Raw genomic sequence first — 21,967 nt, forward strand, 5'->3', positions numbered from 1 at the left:
ATCACCCCGGGATTCCCCGGATTCGCGGGGTCAGCGCATCAGGCTCAGCACCGCGGGTTCGGCGCAGAAGTGCTCGCGTGCCTGCTCGAGGGTGAGTCCGCTGCCGGACAGGCCGCCGGAATCCTTGACGGTGCACTGGGATCCGGTGACGTGACCGGCGGAGCCGAACAGCTCCACCTCGGCGGTGACGACGGGTTTCAGGCTGTCGCCGCTGAAGGTGAGGAAGTCGACGTAGAAGGTCTTCGCGCTGCCGCGGCCCCAGACCGTGAGATAGCCGGATTCCGATCTGTCGATACCGATTCCGGCGACTTCCCCGGCGCGCTGGAAGTGCTGGGTGTCGCCGCCGGCGTGGTAGATGACCGATCGGGAATTGGCGGTGGCCAGGTAGACCGGCACGATCAACTCGTCGCGATTGTCGCCGTCGAGATCGCGCAGGATGGGCTGCGACGGTGAGCGAGCGTCCTTTTCGACAATGGTCTGGAGCTGGTCGCCGCCGGAATCGAGCACGGTGATGGTCGCGGAGTAACCCTGCGCCTTGCTGCCGGTGTAGCGCACCTCGAAGGACAGGCCGAGGCTGTCGCGGGAGGTCAGCACGCAGGACGGGGGCGGTTCGGCGGCTCCGGGCGTACCGCATTCGGGGAGGTCGGAGGCGGGCGTGGTGACGGGCGGCTCGGTGGTGGCGGTGGTCGCTGGCGGCGGGGTGGTCTCGCCGCCGACGCCGGGCGCGGCGCTGCCGTGCCGGGTGCAGGCCGAGATGGCCAGTGCCGCGAGTACGGCCGCACCGCAGACCGCGAGGTTCCTCCCCATACCGGCGAAGATAGCAGCGGATCGGCGACCTGCCCGAAATTTCCGATCTGGCGGCTAACGGACATCATGTGCATAGCTGCGCACATATTGGCTTATAGTGGTGACGTGATCGACGTTCTGCGCAATCGGGGATTCCGGCGGCTGTTCACCGCACAGGTGGTGGCACTGGTCGGCACCGGACTACTGACCGTGGCACTGGGACTGCTCGCGTACGACCTGGCCGGAAGCGACGCGGGAGTCGTGCTGGGCACCGCGCTGGCCATCAAGATGGTGGCGTATGTGGCTGTGGCGCCGGTCATTTCGGCATCGACCGAGCGGGTACCGCGACGGGTGCTACTGGTCTCGGCGGACGCGGTGCGCGCCGGGGTCGCGCTGCTGCTGCCGTTCGTCGACGCGACCTGGCAGATCTATCTGCTGATCGCGGTATTGCAGGCGGCGTCGGCGACGTTCACGCCCGCCTTCCAGTCGATCATCCCGGCGGTACTGGTGGACGAGGAGCAGTACACCCGCGGGCTCTCGTTGTCGCGGCTGGCATACGACCTGGAGTCGCTGCTGAGTCCGATGCTGGCGGCGGCGCTGCTCACGGTGATCAGCTATCACGCGCTGTTCGCCGGTACCGCAATGGGTTTCGTGGTTTCGGCGGCCATGGTCGTCAGCACCCGGCTGCCTCGCATCGACGCCCCGGAGCGCTCCGCACCGCTGTGGCAGCGCATCACGCTCGGCGCCCGCTCCATGACCGCGCAACCGGTGCTGCGCAGCCTGCTGGCCATGAATCTCGTTGTGGCGGCGGCGACTTCGCTGGTGATCGTGAACACCGTGGTGTATGTGCGCGATCGCCTGGGCGGCTCCAACACCGGCGTCGCGCTCGCGCTGGGCTGCTACGGACTCGGCTCCATGCTGGTCGCGCTGATCGCGCCGCGCGTGCTCGCGCCGGGACCCCGGGCGGCGGGCGAGGCTGGTTCCCGAGCGGCAGGCGAGCACGAATTCACCCCGCCCGCCGACCCCCGGCGCACCCCGCGATCCGACCGCCGGTTCATGCTGCTGGGCTGCCGCGTACTGCCTTTCGGCCTGCTGGCGGCCGCGGCCATCCCGCTGCTGCCGCCCGCCGCGGGAGCCGTGCTGCTCGCAGCGACCTGGGCGCTGCTCGGCGCGGGCACCTCCACCATCAACACCCCGGCGGCGCGATTGCTGCGCGCGCACTCCGACACTCGCACGCGCACGGCGGTTTTCACCGCGCAGTTCTCCCTCTCCCACGCCTGTTTCCTGCTCACCTACCCCATCGCCGGTGTGCTCGGCGCGGCCGCGGGGCTGCCGATCACCGCGATGGTGCTGGCCGGGATCGCTACACTTGCGGGTACGACAGCCGCCCGTTGGTGGCCGGCGACCACCGCGCTCGACGCGGGCGCCGAGGTGGTGGCGGCAGGAAGGTGAGTCATGGCGAGCAAGGGCGACGCGAAGGCCTTGCGCTCCCCCAGCCTCACCCACCCCGCGCAGCCGGATCAGCCGCGATTGGATGCGGCCACCGAAACCTTCCGCATGCTGGCCGACCCCACCCGCCTGCACATTCTCTGGATGCTGACCGAGGGTGAAGCCGACGTCACCGCGCTCACCGAAGCCTGCGGCGCGTCGCGCACCGCGGTCAGCCAGCACCTGGCCAAGCTGCGGTTCACCGGTTTGGTCGAGACCCGCCGGGACGGTCGGCGCATCATCTACAGCATTCGGGACGGGCATCTGGCGCGCCTGGTCCGCGAAGGGCTCAATCACGCCGACCACGTGGTGACCGGCGAACCCCGGCACGGATAACCACCCCCGCACTCCGGTGCTGCCGCGATGACGGCGGGTCCCTCCTCCTGGTCAGTGGGACCAACTCTCGCGGGCTCTCGCATACCCCCTGACGATATGCCTATTCGAAATATCGCTGGACGAATGTTGAGAGGTCACGCATGAGCACCGGGCAGGACAGTCCCCACGATGTGATCATCATTGGCGCCGGTTTCGCCGGGCTCTACGGCGTCCATCACGCGGCGCGGGCCGGGCTGGACGTGCTCGGGCTGGAGACCGGTTCGGATGTGGGCGGCACCTGGTTCTGGAACAAGTACCCGGGCGCGCGCTGCGATGTGGAAAGCGTCGACTACTCCTACTCCTTCGATGAGGAGTTGCAGCAGAACTGGACCTGGACCGAGCGTTTCGCCGCGCAACCGGAGATCCTGGCCTACCTGAACCATGTGGCCGATCGCTTCGATCTGCGCTCGCGCTACCGCTTCGAGCAGACCGTCACCGCCGCGCACTTCGACGACGCGGAATCGATCTGGACACTGCGCACCGAGCAGGGTGGCGAATACCGTTCCCGCTTCGTGGTTTTCGCCACCGGCTGCCTCTCCGCGCCGATCAAGCCGAACCTGCCGGGCGTGGATACCTTCGCGGGCGAGGAGATCTTCACCGCGCGCTGGCCCGAGCAGGGCGTCTCGGTGGCGGGCAAGCGCGTCGGCGTCATCGGCACCGGCTCCTCCGGCATCCAGGTCTCCCCGATCCTGGCCCGGGAAGCGCTGTCGCTCACCGTCTTCCAGCGCTCCCCCAACTTCAGCGTGCCCATCCCGAACCGGCCGTGGACCGACGAGGAGCAGGGCCAGATCCGCGCCACCTACCGGCAGCGGCGCGAGAAGTCCTACTACGCCCCCGCCGCCACCCCGCACGCCTCGATCCAGACCAAGGCCCTGGAGCTGAGCGCGCAGGAGCGCGAAGCCGCCATGGAGGACCGCTGGAATCAGGGCGGGGTGCTGTTCAACAAGGTGTTCCCGGACCAGAACAGCGATATCGCGGCCAATGAGCTGGTGCGCGAGTTCGCGGTCGCCAAAATCCGCGCCAAGGTCGAGGATCCGGCGGTGGCCGACGACCTGATCCCCACCGATCACCCCATCGGCACCAAGCGCATCTGCACCGACTCCGGCTACTACGAGATGTTCAACCGGCCCAATGTGTCGCTGGTGAACCTGCGCCGGGAGCCGATCGAAGAGGTCACGCCCACCGGCGTGCGCACCGCGGACAAGTTCATCGAACTCGACACCCTGGTCTACGCGACCGGTTTCGATGCCATGACCGGTGCGCTGCTGCGCATCGACATTCGCGGCGCGCACGGGGTCCGGCTGGCCGACACCTGGGCCGACGGTCCGGTCACCTATCTGGGCTTCGGCATCCCGGGATTCCCGAACATGTTCAGCATCAACAGCGTCGGCACCCCGTCGGTGATGGCGAACATGGCGCTGCACTCCGAACAGCAGCTGGATTGGGTGCTCGCGCTCGTACAGCACTGCCGCGCCAACGGAATTCGCCAGGCCGCCGCGCGCGAGGACGCCGCGGTGAAGTGGACCGATCACCTCATGGAGGTGGCCGAAGGCACGTTGTTCGTCAAGGCCAACTCCTGGTACCTGGGTGCGAATATCGAAGGCAAGAAGCGCGTATTCATGCCCTACATCGGCGGATTCGGCAACTACCGGCGCTTCTGCGACGAAGAGCGCGAAAACGGTTACCCGAGTTTCGAACTCGCGTGAATCAACACGGCCGCGGTCGGCATCCCCGCCGACCGCGGCCGCGTCTCGTCACCCGCCCGGATCAGGCGGGCAGACCGAGGCCGGCGGCCAGCACCGGCCAAGACTTCTTCAGGTCGTCCTCCCAGTAGCCCCAGGAGTGGGTGCCGGTGGGCTGGAAGTCGAAGGTGGCGGGAATGCCGAGCTGACCCAGCTTGGCCGCGAGATTGTGGCTGCAATAGTTGGTGGCCGCCTCCAGGCCGCCGCCGACCACCATCTGATTGGCCAGGCCGGGCGTGCCGGGCAGGGTGTGCGGGCCGTCGAGGGTGTCCCACCGGCCCGGCAGCCCGGAACCGCTGGAGATGTACAGGTTCAGCCCGCGCAGCTGATCGGCGTGCACGTAGGGATCGTTCTCGGCCCACATCGGATCGTTCTCCGGCCCGTACATATTGTCGGTGTCACCGCCGCCGGCCGCGACCACGGTGCGGACGAAGTTGTAGCCCAGCGGATCGCTGATCTGTGCGCACCCGCTGTAGGCGGCCACCGACCTGTACAGCCCGGGTGCGGCGATCGGCAGCTGGAGCACCGAAGTGCCCGCCATCGACAGACCCGCGATCGCGTTGCGCCCGTTGCTGTTCAGCGCCTTGTCCATCAGCGGCGGCAGCTCCTCGGTGAGGAAGGTCTTCCACATGTTCACCCCGAGCGTGGGATCCGGTGCGCGCCAATCGGTGTAGTAGCTCCACGCGCCGCCGACCGGCTGCACCACATTGACGTTCTTGTCCCGCAGGAACTTCAGCGCGTCGGTCTGCTTCTGCCAGGTGGCGGAGTCGGTGCCGCCGCCGGCGCCGTTGAGCAGGTACAGCACCGGCGTGGGCTGCGAGGTGTCGGCCGCGCGCTGCACATCGATCTCGATGTTCTTGTTCATGGCGGCCGAGAACACGTACACCTTCATGGTGCGATCGTCGATCTGCTTGGTCGAGGAAATATACGACCCGTCGGCCGAGGTGCCCGCCGGGCTCAGCGCGGGCACGGCCGAGGCGGTACCGGCCGCGATCGGTAGCAGGACGGTAGCCGTCAATGCCAGCACCGCACTGCCCCAGATCTTCTTCGAACGCACGCCGGATCTCCTTAGGCAGGTTGATTCAACTCGTAATAGCTAACGGTTCACCTTTACGGAACGCTCTGAACGTTTGCTGGCCCGCAGCTGAGGCTGGGCTGAGAGAGCGTGCTTGATGACCGTCAGCACACCGTGACCGCGCTCATGCGGCCGGTCGCCGACGGCAGCGGTCGGGATGCGGGCCGGGCATTACCCGGGAGGTAATCGACCGGGAGCCCACTGTCGGCCAGAGTCGATCGCATGACCGATATCGCAGCGAATCCCACCGGCGCGCAACTCTTCGCCACCATGCCGTTCACCGCGGGGCTCGGCGTCGAGGTGCTGGAGTGCGGCGCCGACCTGGTGCGCAGCCGACTGGCCTGGAACGAATCCAAGTGCACGCTCGGCGGGGCCATGCACGGCGGAGCGCTCATGTCGCTGGCCGATGCCACCGCGGCGGTGTGCGCGTACTTGAATCTGCCCGAGGGCAAACAGGGCACCACCACCGTGGAATCGAAGACGAATTTCGTGCGCGGGCTGCGCTCCGGGTACGCCACCGCGACCGCACAACCCCTGCACGCGGGCCGCAGTTTCATAGTGGTGGAGACCGAGATTCGCGATGATGCGGGCAAACTGGTGGCGAAGGTGACGCAGACGCAGGCGGTGCTCTAGACGTAGGGCTTGTCAATCACGGTTGGTAGCGAGCCGTGCGGCCACCTCTTCCGCCAGCGCGATGAAGGCTCGTGCCGCCGCACTGCGATAGCCGTTCTCGCGGACCAGAAGCACAATGCGGCGTGGCGGCAGCGGCGGATCCAAGGCGATCGGGACAAGATCACAGCGCGTACGGGTGATCGCGTCGGGCAGCACCGTCGCCAGCGCGGTGCGCCACACGATCTCGGTAAGGGCTTGAATTGAATTGGCCTGCACGATGATTCGCGGTGTCACAGCTTCCCGGGCGAAGTACGCGTCGATGTGGATGCGGGTGGCGAAATCGGCGGTGAGCAGCGCCAAGGGCAAGCGCTCGAGGTGCGCGACGGACATCGGTCGGGCGGTATCCAAACCGTCCCGACCCGGCTCGCCGACCACGAGGCTCAGGCTCTCGACGAACAGCGGCATCGGCGTGAGACCCGGCAGATGCTGGCCAGCGAAGGCGATCCCGATATCCAATTCATCTGCCAGCAGGGCGGATTCGATGTGATCCTGACTCATCTCGCGCACCGTCGCGTCGATGCCGGGGTGCCGTTCGTAGGCCTTTCGGTGGCCTTCGTGACCGCCGCGGTGCTCGGCCAGCACGCGCTGCCCGAACCCGCCGCCGTCGCGGTCGCCGAGCTGCTGGGGCTCGATGACGATGCGGCCCAGCTACTTCGGACCATTCCGACGCGCGGCTCCATCCCCGGCGGCATCCCCACCGATCCCACCATCTACCGCTTCTACGAAATGCTCCAGGTCTACGGCACCACCCTCAAAGCTCTCGTCCACGAAGAGTTCGGCGACGGCATCATCAGCGCCATCAATTTCAAGCTGGATGTCCGCAAGGTAGCCGACCCCGAGGGCGGTGAACGCGCCGTCATCACCCTCGACGGCAAGTACCTGCCGACGAAGCCTTTCTGAAATATGCTGCGCGCGAGCGGGTTCGGCCGGAGAACGACGTGACGGCCGAACCCGCCCCGGTGCGCGTGCAGCTACGCCACCGCACCGATGAAGCCACCGATGGCAGCCCCGATAGCGCATCCGACGATCGCACCGACCAGGAAGAACCAGATCCCGATCACGATCCCGACCAGGCACCCGACCACCGCGCCGGCCAGGATCGCCCCGCCGTTGGCGTCCACGGTGTGAATGAACGGCAGGCTCTGCGAACTGGTGGCCGCCGCCGTCGGCCCGCCGACCGGTGTCAGCGTCAACTGCGTCTCGCTGTTGAGAGTCGGTGTGACAGCGAGGCTTTGACCCGTCTCGACTCTCAGCGTGGTAGGTATGGTCCCCACCACCACCCCGTCATCGGCGATCATCTGGACCCCGTCCGAGGTCAGCGCGAATCGGCCCGAATCCAGATTCACCACCGCATAGGTGTGGTCGGCCGCAAGGGTTGTGGTGTACCCGACCGTCCCGGCGGTCGCCCCGATATCGACGTCCGCGAGGCTGCCCTCACCGTGCGCCGTCGCCATGGTTATTCCGGTGGCCGCGATGGCGAACAACGCTGTCGCCACCATTCTCTTGACAAACATGATCGTTCCATCCGTTCGGGTTTCCTTTTTGACGTTCCCCCGACGAACGGCAACTAAGATCATGATGCGCTTGCACGGCAGTTGCTGTCCATGCCTGTGGCAATAGATTTCTAGGGCACCGAGACCGGGCGCAGGCAACTTTCCGGCGGGGTGATTATCGAGCAGAGCGCCGGGTTGCGAGTCGGGCGGTAATCCGCGGGCACACCGCCCGTGGCGGTGATGCTCCGAAAGGCCGGGACCGCGTCGGTGGGGCGGCGGGTGAGGGCCGGGTCGGACTTCACGTCCACGGTGTAGAGGCCGAACCGCGGTGCGTAGCTGCCCCATTCGTAATTGTCGGTGAGGCTCCAGTAGTTGTAGCCGATCACGTTCATGCCGTCGGCCTTGGCGCGCTGCACCCAGTAGATGGTGTCGCGCAGGTGATCCGCGCGGTCGTAGCCGTCATCGCGCGGGCGCCCGCTGTCGGTGGGCATACCGTTCTCCACCACATACAGCGGCAGGCCCGGAAACTTCTCGGCGTAGCTGCGGATGTAGTAGTAGATGCCCTCGGGCTCGATGGCGTTCTTCCACAGTTCGTCGCCGACCAGTGCCAGGGTCGGCGGATTCGACAGGGACGCACCGTAATAGAAGTCGATGCCGACGTAGTCGAGCTTGTCGCGCACCCGGTCGGCGAACAGCATGTCGGTCAGGTTCTGCACGATCGGGTACTGCGCGACATTGCTCGTCACCAGCGCGCCGGACTGACGAGCGTGAATGTGGTCGTAGATCGCGGAGTGCGCCTGCACCAGCCGATCGAACATGGCCGGCGCGTCCAGCACGCCGATATCGCCGATCTTTATCGACTGCGCGACATACCCCATCGGCTCGTTGATGGTCACCCACAGCGGGTCATAGGAGGCGTACCGATCCACCACCCGCCGCATATTGGCCAGCCAATCGGCGACCATGCCCTTGCTCTTCCACCCGCCCCGATCCAGCTCCCACCCCGGAATCACCCAATGGTCCAGCGTCAGCATGGGCCGCATACCGGCCGCCCGGATCTTCTGCACCACGGCGTCATAGAACCGAAAGTCGTTCTCGTCCCACACATCCGCGCGCGGCTGCACCCGCGCCCACTCGATGCTGAGCCGGTACACCTTCACCCCGAGACCGGCCGCCAGGTCGATATCGTCGGCGTATCGACCGTAGAAATCCACCGAGTCGCCGTACGGGTCGCGGGCCTGCCCCGAGCCGGCATAGCGACTCCAATTGCTGTCGGGCGCATGGCCTTCGGACTGGAATCCGGCCATGGAGACACCCCACATGAACCCGGCCCCGAGCGGCTGCACGGTGCTCGGCGCCGAGCTCCCGGAGGCGGATCCACTGTTACCGCTCGGCGCCGCACCCACCACCGCGGACCCGGCCGCGGTGATGGCGACCGCCGTCAAAAGCGAACAGACCAGCCGAGTTCGTCTCATTCCGCCGATTCCTCCAACGCACCGGAGCGCATCCCCGACATGGCCGCGCACGATCCCCAGACCTTACTGGTCATACGTCCAAAACGTGTGGCATTCGCAATGACGAACTGGTGGCGCGGTCAGGGCGTGTCCACGTATTCACGCTCCGTAGTCGTGCGACCCCGCGCGCGCACGCTGTTCACCAGTGCCAGTAGCACTCCCAAGCCGACCAGGATCAAACCGCGCGCCCAGACCTGCCCCTCGATGCGGGTCGCCAGGAACAGACAGGACGCGAAGCCGAGACAGGGCACGATGGTCGGGATCCGGAAGTGGCCGGGTTCCCCGGGCTCGCGGCGCAGGATGAGGACCGAGCAGTTCACCGCCGCGAACACCACCAAGAGCAGCAGTACCAGCGTCTCCGCCAGGGCCGCGACCTCGCCGGTCAGCGCCAGCACCAGCGAGACCGTCGTGGTGGCGATGGTCGCGACCCACGGGGTGCGCCGCACGGGCAGCACCCGGGCCAGTGCGGCGGGGAGCAGTCCGTCGCGCGCCATCCCGTAGGTCAAGCGCGAGGCCATGATTCCGGTCAGCAGCGCACCGTTGGCGACGGCGACCAGTGCGATCACACTGAACAGCCATTCGGGCACGCCGCCGGCGATACGCACGACCTCCAGCAGAGGTCCACTGGCGCGGGCCAATTCATCGGTGGGAACCGCCGCACTGGCGACCACGCCGATGAGGATGTACATGACGCCCGCGGTGCCCAGCGCGCCGAAGAGCGCCGTCGGGTACGACCGGCGTGGGTCGCGGACCTCCTCGGCCAGATTCACCGAGGTCTCGAAGCCCACGAAGGAGTAGAAGGCCAGCACCGTGCCCGCGAGCACCGCGGACACCACGCTCCGATCGGGCGTGCCCAATTCCGTCAACCGGCCGAGGTCGGCGTCGCCGCGGGCGATGATCCACATGCCCAGCACCACGATCAGCACCAGCCCGCCGAGTTCGATCAGCGTCGCGAAGACGTTGGCGCGCAACGACTCCCTGATGCCGCGAATGTTCAGCGCCGCCAAGGCGCACAGGAAGACGACCACCACGACCAGGGTCGGCACCGTGACCAGAGCCTGGAGGTAGTCGCCCGCGAACGCCCGCGCCAGCGCCCCCACCGATACGACCCCACCGGCGAGCATGCAGAACCCCACCAGCGACCCCGCCGCGGGCCCCAGCGCCCGGGTGGCATAGTGCGCCGACCCGCCCGCCCGCGGATACTTCGTCGCCAGCTCGGCATAGGAGCCCGCACTGAGCGTCGCCAGGATCAGGGCGATCAGCAGCGGCAGCCACACCGCGCCACCGGACACTTTCGCGACCGAGCCGACCAGCACATATACCCCCGCTCCCAGGACGTCGCCCAGGATGAAGAAGTACAGCAGAGGGGTACTCACGGCGCGATTCAGCGGAGTGGACATACCGAGCGTTTACCCCTGCGACGGTCTTCGAATCGATCGCGAGCTATTGCTCAGCGAACCCGCTTCCGGCCCACGAGCTGGACGCCACGACGAGCTCGGAGTAATTTCGCTGTTATACGGCACCGTATAACAGGAGTTGCCATGACACTTCCACCAGGTCAACGCGTCGCCGATGGATTCCCGCGTTTCGGCAAGCATCTGCATCACCCGCCTCCCCCGATACCCGCCGATCCGGTGCTCGCGGTCAGCGGGCCGCTGACCGAGACCATCACCTTGTCGCAGCGTGACCTCGCACAACTGCCGCGGCAAGAGCGCAAAGCCGACTTCCATTGCGTCGCAGGATGGTCCGCCACCGGGCTGCGGTGGGAGGGAACCCCGTTCGAGACGTTCTACCGCACCCGGGTCGAACCGCTGATCGAACCGGGGGCGACCATCACCCATGCGGTGTTCGAAGGTCTGGACGGCTTCAAATCGATCGTGCTGCTCGAGGATGCCCTGGCCGACGATGTCCTGCTCGCCGACCGTCTCGACGGGCAGCCGCTCGACGGCGACCACGGCGCTCCGCTGCGGCTGATCAGCCCCGGACAGTACGGGTTCATCAGCACGAAACACCTGTGCCGCATCGAATTCCACACCTCCGAACCCCCGGTCTCCGATCGTTTGTCACCGATCTCGGGGCACCCCAGGGCGCGAGTATGGCGGGAGGAGCGCAACCGCTACCTCCCCGGGCGGATGGTGCGCCCCGTCTACCACTGGCTGATCGCGCCCATCCGCGCCCTCAGCGCCCGGGGCAGCGTCAAGCCTCCGGTACCGTTGGGCGGTGAACCCAGCTGATACGCGAGCCCTCAAAGACGGCGACCTCGGCACCCGCGAGGAGAATCTGCGGTTGCTGCTGGAACGGGCCGCCGACGGGGACACGTCCGCGGCGGAAGCACTGCGCGGGCTTGTTCGCGACTATCGCGACTACCACCGAGCGCTCTACAGCCGGGCACTGAACCGCGCGGCCGTCTTCGGGGACGACTCACTGCGGGCTCCCCTGCTCGCGGCGCTCGCCGACACCCGATACAACTGCCAGGCCTGGGCCGCAATGGGCTGCGCGGCCCTCGGTTTCCGCGACGCCGTCCCCGGCTTGCTCGCGATGCTGGACCACCCGCAGGAAATGGCGCGCGATCAAGCGGTGATCGCACTGGGCGTACTCGGTGACGAGTCGGTGGTTCCGCAACTCGCGCCCCTGCTGCGCGATCCGGTCGCCGGCATGCGCGAACACACCGCCGAAGCGCTCGGCATGATCGGCGGCGACGCGGCCCTCGCCGCACTCTGGGCAGAATTCGAGCACCGCCGCTACTTCCGCATCGGCTACATCGCCAGCGCCCTATCGAGATTCACCCCCGACATCATCCCGAGGCTGTGCGAAGCAGCCGAGCACGGCGACGCCGATCAACGCTACTGGGCGGCCGTCGCCCTCGGCTCCACCGGCGACGACCGCGCCGTACCGACCTTGGAACGCCTGATGGCCCACGACCGCGGCCAAACAGTCTTCGACGGTGTAGTCGGCGTCGCAGCGAAGAAAGCCCTCCGCACCCTGCGCCGAATCCAGGCCGCCATCGCCGCCCGCGAATCCTGATCGGGCTGCCGACGCCGTCGGCAAGCATCCTCGCGCTCAGCGATCGGATCCGGCCGGGGCGATCCGGGCGTAGCCGATGGGCATTTCGGCGGGACCGCGCAGGGTGACGTGTTCGCGATAGCGCAGACGACCGTTGTCGATGCCGGGCGCCACGACCCGCCGGGCGAAGCAGGTCAGCGCGATCTCGGTTTCCAGGCGCGCGAGGGGTGCGCCGAGGCAGAAGTGCTGGCCGAGACCGAAGGCGAGGTGCCGGTTGGCGCGGGCCGGATCGAAGCGTTCGGGACCGGCGAAGACGTTCGGGTCGTGGTTGGCGGCGGCGAGCAGCATGATCACGGCGTCGCCGGTCCGAATGTCCATGCCGGGCAGCGGAATCGGTCCGGCGGCGATGCGCGGCACCAGTTGAACGGGCGGATCGTAGCGCAGGGTCTCCTCGATCACGGGGCCGACGAAGGCCGGCGCGGTGCGCAGGATGGCGAGCAGATGGCGGTTGCGCAGCAGCGCGAGGCCGGCGTTGGCGATCAGGTTGACGGTGGTTTCGTGCCCGGCGATGAGCAGCAACGCACAGGTCGCGATGAGCTCCTCGTGGGTGAGGGCATCCCCGGACTCTTCGGCCGCGATCAGCGCCGAGAGCAGCTCCTCGCCCGGCCGGGTGCGCCGGTGCCGGATCAGCTGTTCGAAGTAGTCGTGGAGTTCGTTGTCGGCCCGCACCAGTTCGCCCGGATCGGGGCGGCCGGTGGCGGCGGTGGCCGAGATCGGGTCGAGGGTGCGCGCCAGCAGCATCGACCACCGCCGCAGCTGCGGTTCGTCGCTGAGCGGCACGCCGAGCAGTTCGCAGATGACGGTGATGGGCAGCGGATAGGCGAGATCGGCCACCAGGTCGAAGGTCCCGCGTTCGGCGACCCGGTCGAGAGCGGCGTCGGCGATGGCGGTGATGCGCGGGGCGAGGGTGCGCACCGTGGCCGGGGTGAACGCCTTCGCCACCAGCCTGCGCAGCCGGGTGTGGTCGGGGGCGTCCAGGAACAGGAACGAGGTCGCCCCGGTCAGCTCCGCGCATCGGTCGCCGGCGAGGTCGTGAATGGGCATGGGCCCCATCGGAATCGCGGCGTGACGGCGTTCCACCGCCGCGGCCGGATGCCGGAACACGGTGGCGCAGTCCTGGTACGAGGACAGCACCACCACCGGTGAGCGGCCCAGCCGCACCGCGCCGTGTTCGCGGATGCGGTCGAAGAGCGGGTAGGGGTCGGTGCGGTTGGCCGGATCCAGTAGTTCGGTGAAGAAGCCGGGTGCGGGGGTCGCGGTGGTCATGGTCTCCGCCGGTGCTCAGCCGTGCCGGATGGCGCGGTGGGTGAAGGTGGGCGCGGTACCCGGGTTCAGTAGCGCGTCGGTCAGCTCACTGGACGGGAAGAATTGCCGGAATCGCGAATCCCGTTGGGAGACATCGGCGATGGTCTTCTCGATGATGAGCGAGTTGTACTGCTCGTAGGTGGTCTCGATGGTGTTGGCATTGAGCACCACCTCGTGCCCCCAGGACCGGGTGAAGCCGGACAGGCCGGGGATCTTCGAATGCTCCGGCGTGAGACATTCGGTGGCGATGGCGTTCTCGCTGATCACCCAGATCCCGGTGTCGCTGTTCAGCACCAGCGACTGATTGCCCTTGGCGTGGCCGGGTGTGGAGATCAACGCGACGCCGGGACCGAGCAGCACGCTGCCGTCGAGGGGCAGGATCCGCTCCGGCGGCAGGTCCACGAAGGTGCCGGGCTGATACCAGGGCCGCTGGAAGGGGTGCAGATCCGCCATGGCCTCGAGCTCGTCGCGCTGGGCGAGCAGTTTGGCGTTCGGGAAGGCCGCGGCTACCGGCCGGTCCGGGCTGATGTCGGCCTGCGGCGCGGTGGTGCCCAGCCAGCGCCGCACATCCTGGGTGTGCAGGTGGTCGAAGGCGAGAAAGTCGACCTCGGCCGGATCAAGCCCCGCCTGGCGGCAGGCGCCGAGCACATCGGTGTGCGCGTGCACGAACACATTGCGCAGCGGACCCGGGGTGAATTTGGTGAGTTCGGCGAAATACGGTGTGTAGGAGTCGAGTTCGTGATCACTCGGCTCGAACAGCAGAGTGCGGGGCGTGCCGTCGCTGTCGGTCCAGCGCACGATCAGCATGCGGTTGAAGATGGTGACGAACGGCGTGGGACTGATCGCGGCCCGGAACAGCCCGTACCGGGTCGGATACGGCAGCGAGATCAGATCATGGGTGCGCACCGAATCCGGGCGGCCGGTGGCGGCGAACTCGCGCTTGAAATCCAGTGCGGCCGTGCGGCACGCGCGCAGCCGGGCGCCGAACCCACCGGGCGCGGACAGCGCCTTGTCGAAGGTGTCGATGCGGGTGAAGGGGGCGGTGACGGCCGGGCGCGGGACGGCGATGGGTTCGGTGCTGAGGCGTTCGGCGATGCTCATACGATCCTCCTCGGAGCGTTCGGGCGATGGGATGCGTTGCCCGTCAGAGGATCCGGGGCCGCAGGTGGGTCAGGGTGAACAGCGGGCTCAACGGCCGCAGCGGAATCGGCGGCAGGCCGGTGGCGAACAGGTCGACGCGATGCAGGCGAGCCTCGACGACCCGGCCCAGACCCATCTGATCGAGCGGATCACGTTCGGAGCCACCGATTTCCAGGGTGAAGTCCTCGACCCGGCGCGCCTCGATGATCTTCTCGCGCGGAGTGAAGCCCACCACGAAGGACGGGAACAGCGCGCCCATCAATCCCATGACATTGCGGTGCGGACGACCGAGGAACGGCGGCGCGTCCTCGATGACCTCGCCGAGCCGCCCGCTCATGCGCACCAGCTTGTGGCCGCGGCGTCCGGCCTCGGCGCGGATCTCGGTATCGGTCTTGGCCCAGTCGATCTGCCCGAGCTTCTTGGGGTAGCCCGCCCCTTCACGTCCCATGATCAGCGCCACGTCGTCGTCGAGGACCATCCAGACACAGTGGATTCCGGTGCCCTGCAACGTCTTCACGTGCACGAACACGGCTGCCTCGTGATAGGCCTCGGTGCCGTAGTTGTACTCCGGAAAATAGGCGGTGAACACGTCGGCGCGGGCCGGTTCGGCCAGTCGCATCCCGGCGGGCAGCCACTGGCGCATCTTGCCGGGATCGACTTCGACGGTCGCCGAGTAGTAGTGGGCGTCACGGTAGAAGCTGCCGCGCGGATCGGCGATCGCGAGCAGGCGGGTCAGATCCGTGCCGAGCGAGCGCCCGGCGGTGCGGATGGCGGGTTCCCAGTCCATGGTCACTTGACCTTTCCGTAGACGGTGCGCAGGATCGGGCCGATCAGCGCCCGCGGCGTGTACTGGCCGCCGACGGTCTGCACCTTGGCGAACACACCCGGCACCACCCGGCGGCGACCGGCCGCCAGGCCCGAGATCGCTTCCTCGGCAGCCTGTTCCGCGCTCACCCACAGCGGCGCCGGGACCAGCTTGTCGAGCTTCGGCACCTCGGCGACCTCGGCGTATTCGGTCCGCACCGGGCCGGGGGCGAGCAGGGTGCAGCTCACGCCGGTACCCGCCAGCTCGCTGTGCAGCGATTCGGCGAGGGTATTGGCGAAGGCCTTGCTGGCGGCGTAGGTGGTGTTCCCGGGTCCGGGCTGATTGCCCGCGGTGGAGCCGGTGATCAGGATCGCGCCGGCCCCGCGCGCCAGCATGCCGGGCAGTACGGCGAGGACGAGATCATGCACCGCAACGGAGTTCAGTTCCACCTGCTGACGCTCGCGGGCCGCGTTCGCCCGGGCCAGCGGGCCGTAGGTGGCGAATCCGGCGTTGTTGCACAGCACGGTGATCTCGCGATTTTCCAGTTCCGCGCAGAGTTTGCCGCGCGCGTCGCGGTCGGACAGGTCGACGGCCCGGATCTCGACCGCCACCTGGTACGAGATGCTCAGCCGATCGGCCAGATCGAGCAGCCGATCCGCGCGGCGGGCCACCAGGATCAGCGAATATCCGTGCCGGGCAAGCCTTTCCGCGAGGGCAGCGCCGATACCGGAGGAGGCTCCGGTGACGACCGCCCGGCTGCCGGGGGTTGGGTTGGGCAGGCTCATGGGATGCTCCTCGGCGATCAGAATTGGGTGAGCGCGCGGGCGGACACGGTGGTGCCGGCGGCGAGCAGCGTGCGAACGGCCCCGGGTCCGCTCACCTGCCGCTCCCCCGCCGCGATCCGCTGGAAATTGGCTGCGTGCCAGGCGAGTTGGAGGTAGGAGTTGATCGGCGTGGCTCCGGGCATCGGGAGGCGCGGGGCGGTCGGCAGCACCGCCGGTTCCCGGGATCCGGTCAGCAGCGCCGCGGCGATATCGGGCTGGACCGCGAACGGGCGGCCCAGCCCGATCACATCCACCGAGCCCTGGGCGAGCACCTCGTTCATGAAGTCGAGGGTGCGGATGCCGCCGGTGAGCATGAGCGGTATGGCCGAGCGGGCGCGCAATTCCTCGGCATAGCGCAGAAAGTACGCCTCACGCTCGCGCGTACCGTCCTGCACCACACCGGTCATCGCCGGGGCCTCGTAATTGCCGCCCGAGACCTCCAGCAGATCGATGCCGGCCTGCTCGAGAGCGAGCGCGACCTCGAGCGACTCGTTCTCCTCCAGCCCCCTGCGCTGGAAGTCGGCCGAGTTCAGCTTGACCGAGAGAATGGCACCGGGGCCGATGGCCTTTCGCACCTCCGCGACCACCTCGAGCAACAGCCGCCGCCGGTTCTCGGGCGAACCGCCGTACCGATCGGTGCGCTGGTTGGCGATCGGAGACAGGAATTGCGACAGCAGGTAGCCGTGGGCGGCATGCACCTGCACGCCCGCGAACCCCGCCGCCACCGCGAGTTCCGCCGTGCGCGCGAAGCGGCGGCGCAGGCCGGCGATGTCGTCGAGGGTCAGCGCTCGCGGCTTGCGCAGGTTGAACCCGACCGCCTGCGGCCGCAGCGCCGACGGGCCGACGGGGCGGCGGTGCAGCGGACCGACCGCCACGCGCCCCGGATGGTTGATCTGCATGACCATCACCGAACCCTCACGCGCACCCGCCCGCGCCCAGTTCCCGACGGCTTCGAGATGCCGGTCGTCCTCGAGGGTCACATTGCGCGGTTCGACGAAGGCGCGGCGGTCGATCATGACATTGCCGGTGATGAGCAGCCCCGCCCCGCCGCGCCCCCAGGCGCTGTAGAGCCGGGTCAGGGTCTGGCTGGGCGCGCCGGCGATATCGCCGAGTTGCTCGCTCATCGCGGCCTTGGCGATGCGGTTGGGCAGGGTGATGCCGCACGGCAGGGTCAGCGGACTGCCGACTGCGACGATGCGGGGTGTGCGGGTCTTGGGTGCCATGGCTGGACTCCTGGTGTCGCGGAGCGGATGTCGGATCAGGCGATGCCGCGGGCGACGGCGTCGCGGATCGGTCGCAGTACGCTGCCGGACAGGCCCCGCACCGGGCGCAGTACGCTGCCGGGCAGAGCGCGCACCGTATTCGTCTGGGCTGCAACCGGTTTCGGTTCCTCCGCGCCCAAGCCGGAGAGCAGCGCGCGGATCGTCATCAGCTGGGTCATGGTGCGCACCAGCTGCCGGCCGCGCAGCACCTCCCAGCGCAATTCCGGTCCGCCGGCGAAGAATTGGCTGTTCGGCTTGGAGATGTGGGCGTAGAGATCACCGATCGGCGTGCGCATCCGCTGCTGGAGCAGTGCCGACTCGGCGAGCAGCCGGGCACTGTTCATCAGCAGCATGCCCGCGCCCGAGCGCGGCGCTACCAATCCGGCGAAATACAGATCGGCGATCCCGGGGGCGAAGGTGTGCGAGACCAGTCGCGGCTGCCCGTGCTCCCACTCCAGCAGACCGGCGCGCAGGAACGGGAAGGTGGTCTTGAATCCGGTCGCCCACAGGATGGTGTCGTACTCGCCGCTGGTGCCGTCGGTGAAATGTACTGCGCGGCCGTCGAATCGCTCGATCTCCGGCCGGACCGCGATGCGGCCGTGCTTGAGGAAGTACGGCAACTGCTGATTGACCACGATGTCGTGGTCGAGGATCCGATGCCCGGGCTTCTCCAGGCCGAAGCTGCCGTGGCTGCCCATACCGAGCGCGATGATGGACCGCATCACCGCCTCCTGCACCGGCTTCGGCAGCGGCACCGAACCGATATCGAACTTGCCGCTGGGGATTCCGAGCACGTACTTCGGCAGGAACCAGTAGCTGCGGCGCAGCGAGATCTCCGAGTTCCCGAACGTCACCGCGGCCTCCACCGCGAGATCGCAGCCGGAGTTGCCCGCGCCGACCACCAGCACCCGCGGGCCATCCAGGTCGGCCGGGCGCTTGTAATGCTTGGAGTGGATCTGCTTCCCGGTGAATTCGCCCGGGTACGAAGGGATATGAACGTCCCAATAGTGCCCGTTCGCGACCACCACCCCGGCGTACTCGCGCACCTCGCCATTGCCGAATTCGACGCGCCACCCCGCCAGGCCCGTCGCGTCCAACGGGGCGACATCGGTCACCAGCGTGCCGAACTCGATCCGATGGTCGAGGCCGAATTCGGCGGCGAAGGCCCGCAAATAGTCACGCATCTGCGCCGCACTCGGGAAATCGGGGTAGCCGGCGGGCATCGGGTAGTCCGGGTACTCGGTCACGCCCTTGGAACTGATCAGGTACGTCGAGTCGTACACCCCGTGCGACCAATTGCCACCGATGGCGTCCGTCGCCTCGATGTGGTCGTAGTCCAGACCCAGATCCGTGTATGCCTTCGCCACCGCCAACCCGGTGTACCCAGCCCCGATGATGCAGTACCGACGCGCCATTGCGACCTCCACTAATTGCTACAGTCAGTGTAGCTACAGTGAGTGTAGTATTTGCGCCGACGCTTCGAGTTGTCAAGCGCACCGGACCGCAAGAGAGGACGACCGCGATCGTGGCCGAACGCAGAAATCGGGCCTACGCACCACGTATGGCCCCCGAACAGCGGCGCGCGCAGATCCTCGACGCGGTCCTGCGCGTCATCGTCGAACAGGGCATCCACAAGGTGTCCATCGACACCGTGGCCCGGGCAGCGGGCATCAGCCGCCCGGTCGTCTACGGCCTCTTCGACGACTCCGACGCACTGCTACGCGCCTCCCTCGACCGCGAGGAGACCGCGGCACTGGAACAGATGGCCACGGCCATCCCCTCGGCGGGCGCCGGCGACCCGGCCGCCGCCATGGCCGCCGCCCTCGAATCCTTCCTCACCGCAGTGCAATCCGCCCCCGACCGCTGGCGCGCCATCTTCCTGATCGCCGACGCCAGCACCCCCACCTTCCGAGGCCGCCTCGAACGTGGCCGGCAAGCCTTCATCGCCGCCCTGGCAACCTTCGTCCGCGCCGCCTGCCCACCCGAACGCCTCGCCACCGTCGACGTCGAACTCACCGCCCGCACCATGTACGCCCTCTACTGGGAAGCCGGCCGCCTGGTCCTAGCCGACCCCGAAACCTTTCCACCCCAACGCATCCGCGACTTCGCCGACACCCTCATCCCCGCACTCCCCGCCTTCCGCGACCGGACCGCCCAGCACTGACCAGCCGCCGAAACCCTCCGTCAGGATTCCAGGCGGGCGCGGACTTCGGCCGCGGCACGGTAGCCGGAGCGCACGGCGCCGTCCATGTACCCGTTCCACACATCGGAGGTCTCGGCGCCCGCCCAGTGGATGCGGCCGACCGGTTCGGTCAGTGCCGCCCCGTACTGGGTCCAAACCCCCGCGCCCAGCCGGCCGCCGTAGCAACCGCGCGTGTACTCCTCCTCCATCCAGTTCTGCTCGAGGTAGTCGATCGGTTCCGCGGCTTGCGGTCCGAAGAGTTCGGTCAAGGTCGCGACGGCGGCGGCGCGGCGTTGCTCCGCGCTCCAACGCGCCGCGGTCCGAGCATGTGCCCCTTCGAAGAAACCGACGATCACTCCGCACGATCCGTCGGGCGGCGAGTTGTCGAGGGTGACGCAGAGCGGGTCGTCGAGGCTGAAGGCGAAACCGTTGAGCCCGGCCTCCCGCCAGAACGGCGTCCGATAGGCCAGCTGGATCTTGATGACCGATCCCATCGGAATCTGCTGGGTGAGGCCGTCCCTGGTGGCGGGCAGGGCCGGTCGGTAGTCCAGCCGGCCGGCCAGGGTGGGCGGAATCGCCACGATCGCATACCCGGCGGTGACCGTGCCGCCCGGATAGCTCACCCGCACACCGTGTTCGTCGTGCGCGATCGAACGCACCGGGGCCTCGAGCGTCACGACGTCGTCGCCGAGTTCGGCGGCCAACGCCTCGGCGATCCGATGAGCGCCGCCGACGACACGCAACTCCTGCGCCCCGCCGGTGACGCCCAGCAGGATGTCGAGCATGCCTGCGGATTTGAGATAGAACAGGAAGTGCAGCAGGGACAGCTCCGAAGTCTCCGCGGAGAAGAGCGCGGGCACGACCGCCGCCCAGAACGCCAGCACCTCGGGCTCGCTGGTATTCGCCCGCAGCCACTCGTCGACGGTCCGGCGATCGAGTTCGGTGGCCTGCGGCGAGTTCCACGGCGCGGACAGCGATACCGTTTCGGCCATCGCTTCGAGTTCGGCCTGTAGGCGGCCCACCTCCACGGCAGCCTGCTCGGACATACCGAAGGTCTCGTCGCCGTAGCGGGTCAGGATGCCGTTGTAGCGGGTTACGGACTCCCCGTCGTCATAGGTGCCGAAGGTCTTCAGCCCGAGTTCGTCGACCAGCCGCAAGACCTCGGTCTGAGTCCGGCCGATCCACTGCCCGCCCATCTCCACCGACACTCCGTTCGACAGCGTGCCCCCGAAGTTGCGTCCCCCCACCCGGTTTCGCGCCTCCAGCACTCGAACGCTGCGGCCGGCGGCCACGAGCGCCCTGGCCGCCGTCAAACCGGCGAGACCGGCGCCTATCACCACTACATCGATTTCGGTCATATTCGGTACCTCAGCCCTAAAAGTCAGTCAGTCGTACGACTGTAAGCTAAGCCACGCAGGCGTGGTATGCAACAGTTGTGGCGAAGTTCGCCGGTCCGGTGGAGTGAGGAGAACCCGTGGTTTACGTCAAAGCGCCCGCACGCGAGGATCAGGTCATCGCGGCCGCGATCGCCGTGCTCAGCGACGTGGGCGTGCCGGCCATGACGATGCGCGCGGTCGCCGCCGAGGCGGGCGTGCCCCTGGGAACGTTGCAATATGTGTTTCCGGCCAAGGACCAGCTACTTCGCGCCGTCATCACCAGGGTCATCCACGACGTCTCCGAAGTGCTGCGCACCGAGGTCGAGATCGACAAGGGCGTCGAGCACGCCCTGCGCCACGGTGTAACCACCTTCTGGGAGAAGCTGGTCGACGATCACGTCGGGCTCCAGATCATGCAGTACGAACTGCTCACCTATTCCCTGCGCAACGAGGCCGGGAACCTGGCGCGGGCGCAGTACGAGAGCTACACCGCGGTGGTCACCGAGTTCTGCGAGCGGGCCGCCCGGTCCACCGGCGAGCGCTGCGCGGTCGGCTTCGACACCCTCGGCCGCCTCGCCCTCGCCCAGATCGACGGGCTGATTCTCCAGTACATCGCCGAGCCTGATGCCGCCCGCGCCCGGCGCGACCTGGACCAGGCATTGGACATGCTGGTCATCTTCGCCGACCCGCAACCGGTGGCGCGCAGCACCAAGCGACGGGCGACCACGACCGGCACCGATTAGCCGCACCCGGCAACTCCGCGTTCCGCTGCCTATTGCGTCCCGGATAACCTCGGTTCTATCGTGATTCATACAGCCGACTGACTTTTTCGAGCAGGAGCGGCCCGCGGTTCCGATTCCGGAGT

21 protein-coding genes and 1 pseudogene are annotated in these 21,967 nt (G+C 67.9%); 9 read left to right on the top strand and 13 right to left on the bottom strand.

The annotated features are described in order from the left end of the window. Positions 1-30: 30 nt before the first annotated feature. Positions 31-807, bottom strand: a complete 777-nt coding sequence (locus NI1_RS20235) for a hypothetical protein (protein WP_067823099.1) — start codon at positions 805-807, stop codon at positions 31-33. A 105-nt stretch (positions 808-912) separates the two neighbouring features. Between NI1_RS20235 and NI1_RS20240 the strand changes: the two genes are divergently transcribed. The 3 genes from NI1_RS20240 (at position 913) to NI1_RS20250 (ending at position 4,355) form a co-directional block, all read left to right on the top strand. Then, entirely contained in the window at positions 913-2,238 is a 1,326-nt protein-coding gene (locus NI1_RS20240; RefSeq protein WP_067823102.1) for an MFS transporter, read from the top strand. A 3-nt stretch (positions 2,239-2,241) separates the two neighbouring features. Then, positions 2,242-2,610 carry an ArsR/SmtB family transcription factor gene (locus tag NI1_RS20245; protein WP_067823104.1) on the top strand — a complete coding sequence of 123 codons (369 nt, stop codon included), beginning with the start codon at positions 2,242-2,244 and terminating at the stop codon, positions 2,608-2,610. A gap of 140 nt (positions 2,611-2,750) precedes the next feature. After that, positions 2,751-4,355 carry a flavin-containing monooxygenase gene (locus tag NI1_RS20250; protein WP_067823106.1) on the top strand — a complete coding sequence of 535 codons (1,605 nt, stop codon included), beginning with the start codon at positions 2,751-2,753 and terminating at the stop codon, positions 4,353-4,355. Between the two features lie 61 nt (positions 4,356-4,416). Here the strand turns inward: NI1_RS20250 and NI1_RS20255 are convergent, their stop codons facing one another. Beyond that, a complete protein-coding gene (locus NI1_RS20255) occupies positions 4,417-5,448 on the bottom strand; it encodes an alpha/beta hydrolase (protein ID WP_439957284.1) in 1,032 nt (343 codons plus the stop codon). A 240-nt stretch (positions 5,449-5,688) separates the two neighbouring features. On the opposite strand from NI1_RS20255, the gene NI1_RS20260 reads away from it, so the two are divergent. Then, entirely contained in the window at positions 5,689-6,099 is a 411-nt protein-coding gene (locus NI1_RS20260) for a PaaI family thioesterase (RefSeq protein ID WP_067823109.1), read from the top strand. 12 nt (positions 6,100-6,111) lie between these two features. Here the strand turns inward: NI1_RS20260 and NI1_RS20265 are convergent, their stop codons facing one another. Further along, complete coding sequence (locus NI1_RS20265) at positions 6,112-6,636, bottom strand: LysR substrate-binding domain-containing protein (protein ID WP_084523516.1); 525 nt, start codon at positions 6,634-6,636, stop codon at positions 6,112-6,114. A 39-nt stretch (positions 6,637-6,675) separates the two neighbouring features. Between NI1_RS20265 and cynS the strand changes: the two are divergent. Continuing rightward, positions 6,676-7,038, top strand: a pseudogene (gene cynS / locus NI1_RS20270) (cyanase); the annotation flags it as partial. Between the two features lie 71 nt (positions 7,039-7,109). Here the strand turns inward: cynS and NI1_RS20275 are convergent. The 3 genes from NI1_RS20275 to NI1_RS20285 all read right to left on the bottom strand — a co-directional run bounded on the left by NI1_RS20275 (position 7,110) and on the right by NI1_RS20285 (position 10,521). Next, positions 7,110-7,652: a DUF8020 domain-containing protein gene (locus NI1_RS20275; protein WP_067823114.1), complete on the bottom strand. Its 543-nt coding sequence runs from the start codon at positions 7,650-7,652 to the stop codon at positions 7,110-7,112. A 110-nt stretch (positions 7,653-7,762) separates the two neighbouring features. After that, positions 7,763-9,106 carry a family 1 glycosylhydrolase gene (locus NI1_RS20280; protein ID WP_067823117.1) on the bottom strand — a complete coding sequence of 448 codons (1,344 nt, stop codon included), beginning with the start codon at positions 9,104-9,106 and terminating at the stop codon, positions 7,763-7,765. Between the two features lie 119 nt (positions 9,107-9,225). Then, a complete protein-coding gene (locus tag NI1_RS20285) occupies positions 9,226-10,521 on the bottom strand; it encodes an APC family permease (protein ID WP_369690149.1) in 1,296 nt (431 codons plus the stop codon). A 165-nt stretch (positions 10,522-10,686) separates the two neighbouring features. On the opposite strand from NI1_RS20285, the gene NI1_RS20290 reads away from it, so the two are divergent. Together NI1_RS20290 and NI1_RS20295 are read left to right on the top strand one after the other, a co-directional pair. Further along, positions 10,687-11,379: a molybdopterin-dependent oxidoreductase gene (locus NI1_RS20290; RefSeq protein WP_067823122.1), complete on the top strand. Its 693-nt coding sequence runs from the start codon at positions 10,687-10,689 to the stop codon at positions 11,377-11,379. Next, on the top strand, positions 11,366-12,169 hold the full coding sequence (locus NI1_RS20295) for a HEAT repeat domain-containing protein (protein WP_067823125.1): 804 nt from the start codon (positions 11,366-11,368) through the stop codon (positions 12,167-12,169). Before NI1_RS20290 ends, NI1_RS20295 begins: the two co-directional genes overlap by 14 nt. 36 nt (positions 12,170-12,205) lie before the next feature. Here the strand turns inward: NI1_RS20295 and NI1_RS20300 are convergent, their stop codons facing one another. Genes NI1_RS20300 through NI1_RS20325 form a run of 6 tightly spaced genes read right to left on the bottom strand, consistent with a single transcriptional unit; the run spans position 12,206 to position 18,959 of the window. After that, positions 12,206-13,474 (bottom strand): cytochrome P450, encoded by a 1,269-nt coding sequence (locus NI1_RS20300; protein WP_067823128.1) that lies wholly within the window; start codon positions 13,472-13,474, stop codon positions 12,206-12,208. Positions 13,475-13,489: 15 nt separating this feature from the next. Beyond that, positions 13,490-14,614 (bottom strand): MBL fold metallo-hydrolase, encoded by a 1,125-nt coding sequence (locus NI1_RS20305; RefSeq protein WP_218026790.1) that lies wholly within the window; start codon positions 14,612-14,614, stop codon positions 13,490-13,492. Between the two features lie 43 nt (positions 14,615-14,657). Beyond that, positions 14,658-15,440 (bottom strand): acetoacetate decarboxylase family protein, encoded by a 783-nt coding sequence (locus NI1_RS20310; RefSeq protein WP_067823855.1) that lies wholly within the window; start codon positions 15,438-15,440, stop codon positions 14,658-14,660. A gap of 2 nt (positions 15,441-15,442) precedes the next feature. Next, positions 15,443-16,243 carry an SDR family NAD(P)-dependent oxidoreductase gene (locus tag NI1_RS20315; RefSeq protein WP_067823131.1) on the bottom strand — a complete coding sequence of 267 codons (801 nt, stop codon included), beginning with the start codon at positions 16,241-16,243 and terminating at the stop codon, positions 15,443-15,445. A gap of 17 nt (positions 16,244-16,260) precedes the next feature. After that, entirely contained in the window at positions 16,261-17,505 is a 1,245-nt protein-coding gene (locus NI1_RS20320) for an NADH:flavin oxidoreductase/NADH oxidase family protein (RefSeq protein WP_067823134.1), read from the bottom strand. 35 nt (positions 17,506-17,540) lie between these two features. Then, complete coding sequence (locus NI1_RS20325; RefSeq protein ID WP_084523459.1) at positions 17,541-18,959, bottom strand: flavin-containing monooxygenase; 1,419 nt, start codon at positions 18,957-18,959, stop codon at positions 17,541-17,543. 110 nt (positions 18,960-19,069) lie between these two features. Between NI1_RS20325 and NI1_RS20330 the strand changes: the two genes are divergently transcribed. Further along, complete coding sequence (locus NI1_RS20330) at positions 19,070-19,708, top strand: TetR/AcrR family transcriptional regulator (RefSeq protein ID WP_245663320.1); 639 nt, start codon at positions 19,070-19,072, stop codon at positions 19,706-19,708. A gap of 20 nt (positions 19,709-19,728) precedes the next feature. Here the strand turns inward: NI1_RS20330 and NI1_RS20335 are convergent, their stop codons facing one another. Beyond that, complete coding sequence (locus NI1_RS20335) at positions 19,729-21,084, bottom strand: flavin monoamine oxidase family protein (RefSeq protein WP_067823140.1); 1,356 nt, start codon at positions 21,082-21,084, stop codon at positions 19,729-19,731. Between the two features lie 116 nt (positions 21,085-21,200). Here NI1_RS20335 and NI1_RS20340 point away from each other — a divergent pair, with 116 nt between their 5' ends. Continuing rightward, entirely contained in the window at positions 21,201-21,845 is a 645-nt protein-coding gene (locus NI1_RS20340; protein ID WP_067823143.1) for a TetR/AcrR family transcriptional regulator, read from the top strand. Positions 21,846-21,967: the final 122 nt, after the last annotated feature.

It is taken from the genome of Nocardia inohanensis NBRC 100128, assembly GCF_001612945.1.
Taxonomy (GTDB): domain Bacteria; phylum Actinomycetota; class Actinomycetes; order Mycobacteriales; family Mycobacteriaceae; genus Nocardia; species Nocardia inohanensis.

Coding starts and splice junctions, on each gene's coding strand:
- NI1_RS20235 (WP_067823099.1), bottom strand. CDS start 807: ATGGGGAGGAACCTCGCGGTCTGCGGTGCGGCCGTACTCGCGGCACTG.
- NI1_RS20245 (WP_067823104.1), top strand. CDS start 2,242: ATGGCGAGCAAGGGCGACGCGAAGGCCTTGCGCTCCCCCAGCCTCACC.
- NI1_RS20250 (WP_067823106.1), top strand. CDS start 2,751: ATGAGCACCGGGCAGGACAGTCCCCACGATGTGATCATCATTGGCGCC.
- NI1_RS20260 (WP_067823109.1), top strand. CDS start 5,689: ATGACCGATATCGCAGCGAATCCCACCGGCGCGCAACTCTTCGCCACC.
- NI1_RS20265 (WP_084523516.1), bottom strand. CDS start 6,636: ATGAGTCAGGATCACATCGAATCCGCCCTGCTGGCAGATGAATTGGAT.
- NI1_RS20275 (WP_067823114.1), bottom strand. CDS start 7,652: ATGTTTGTCAAGAGAATGGTGGCGACAGCGTTGTTCGCCATCGCGGCC.
- NI1_RS20280 (WP_067823117.1), bottom strand. CDS start 9,106: ATGAGACGAACTCGGCTGGTCTGTTCGCTTTTGACGGCGGTCGCCATC.
- NI1_RS20290 (WP_067823122.1), top strand. CDS start 10,687: ATGACACTTCCACCAGGTCAACGCGTCGCCGATGGATTCCCGCGTTTC.
- NI1_RS20300 (WP_067823128.1), bottom strand. CDS start 13,474: ATGACCACCGCGACCCCCGCACCCGGCTTCTTCACCGAACTACTGGAT.
- NI1_RS20305 (WP_218026790.1), bottom strand. CDS start 14,614: ATGAGCATCGCCGAACGCCTCAGCACCGAACCCATCGCCGTCCCGCGC.
- NI1_RS20310 (WP_067823855.1), bottom strand. CDS start 15,440: ATGGACTGGGAACCCGCCATCCGCACCGCCGGGCGCTCGCTCGGCACG.
- NI1_RS20315 (WP_067823131.1), bottom strand. CDS start 16,243: ATGAGCCTGCCCAACCCAACCCCCGGCAGCCGGGCGGTCGTCACCGGA.
- NI1_RS20320 (WP_067823134.1), bottom strand. CDS start 17,505: ATGGCACCCAAGACCCGCACACCCCGCATCGTCGCAGTCGGCAGTCCG.
- NI1_RS20325 (WP_084523459.1), bottom strand. CDS start 18,959: ATGGCGCGTCGGTACTGCATCATCGGGGCTGGGTACACCGGGTTGGCG.
- NI1_RS20335 (WP_067823140.1), bottom strand. CDS start 21,084: ATGACCGAAATCGATGTAGTGGTGATAGGCGCCGGTCTCGCCGGTTTG.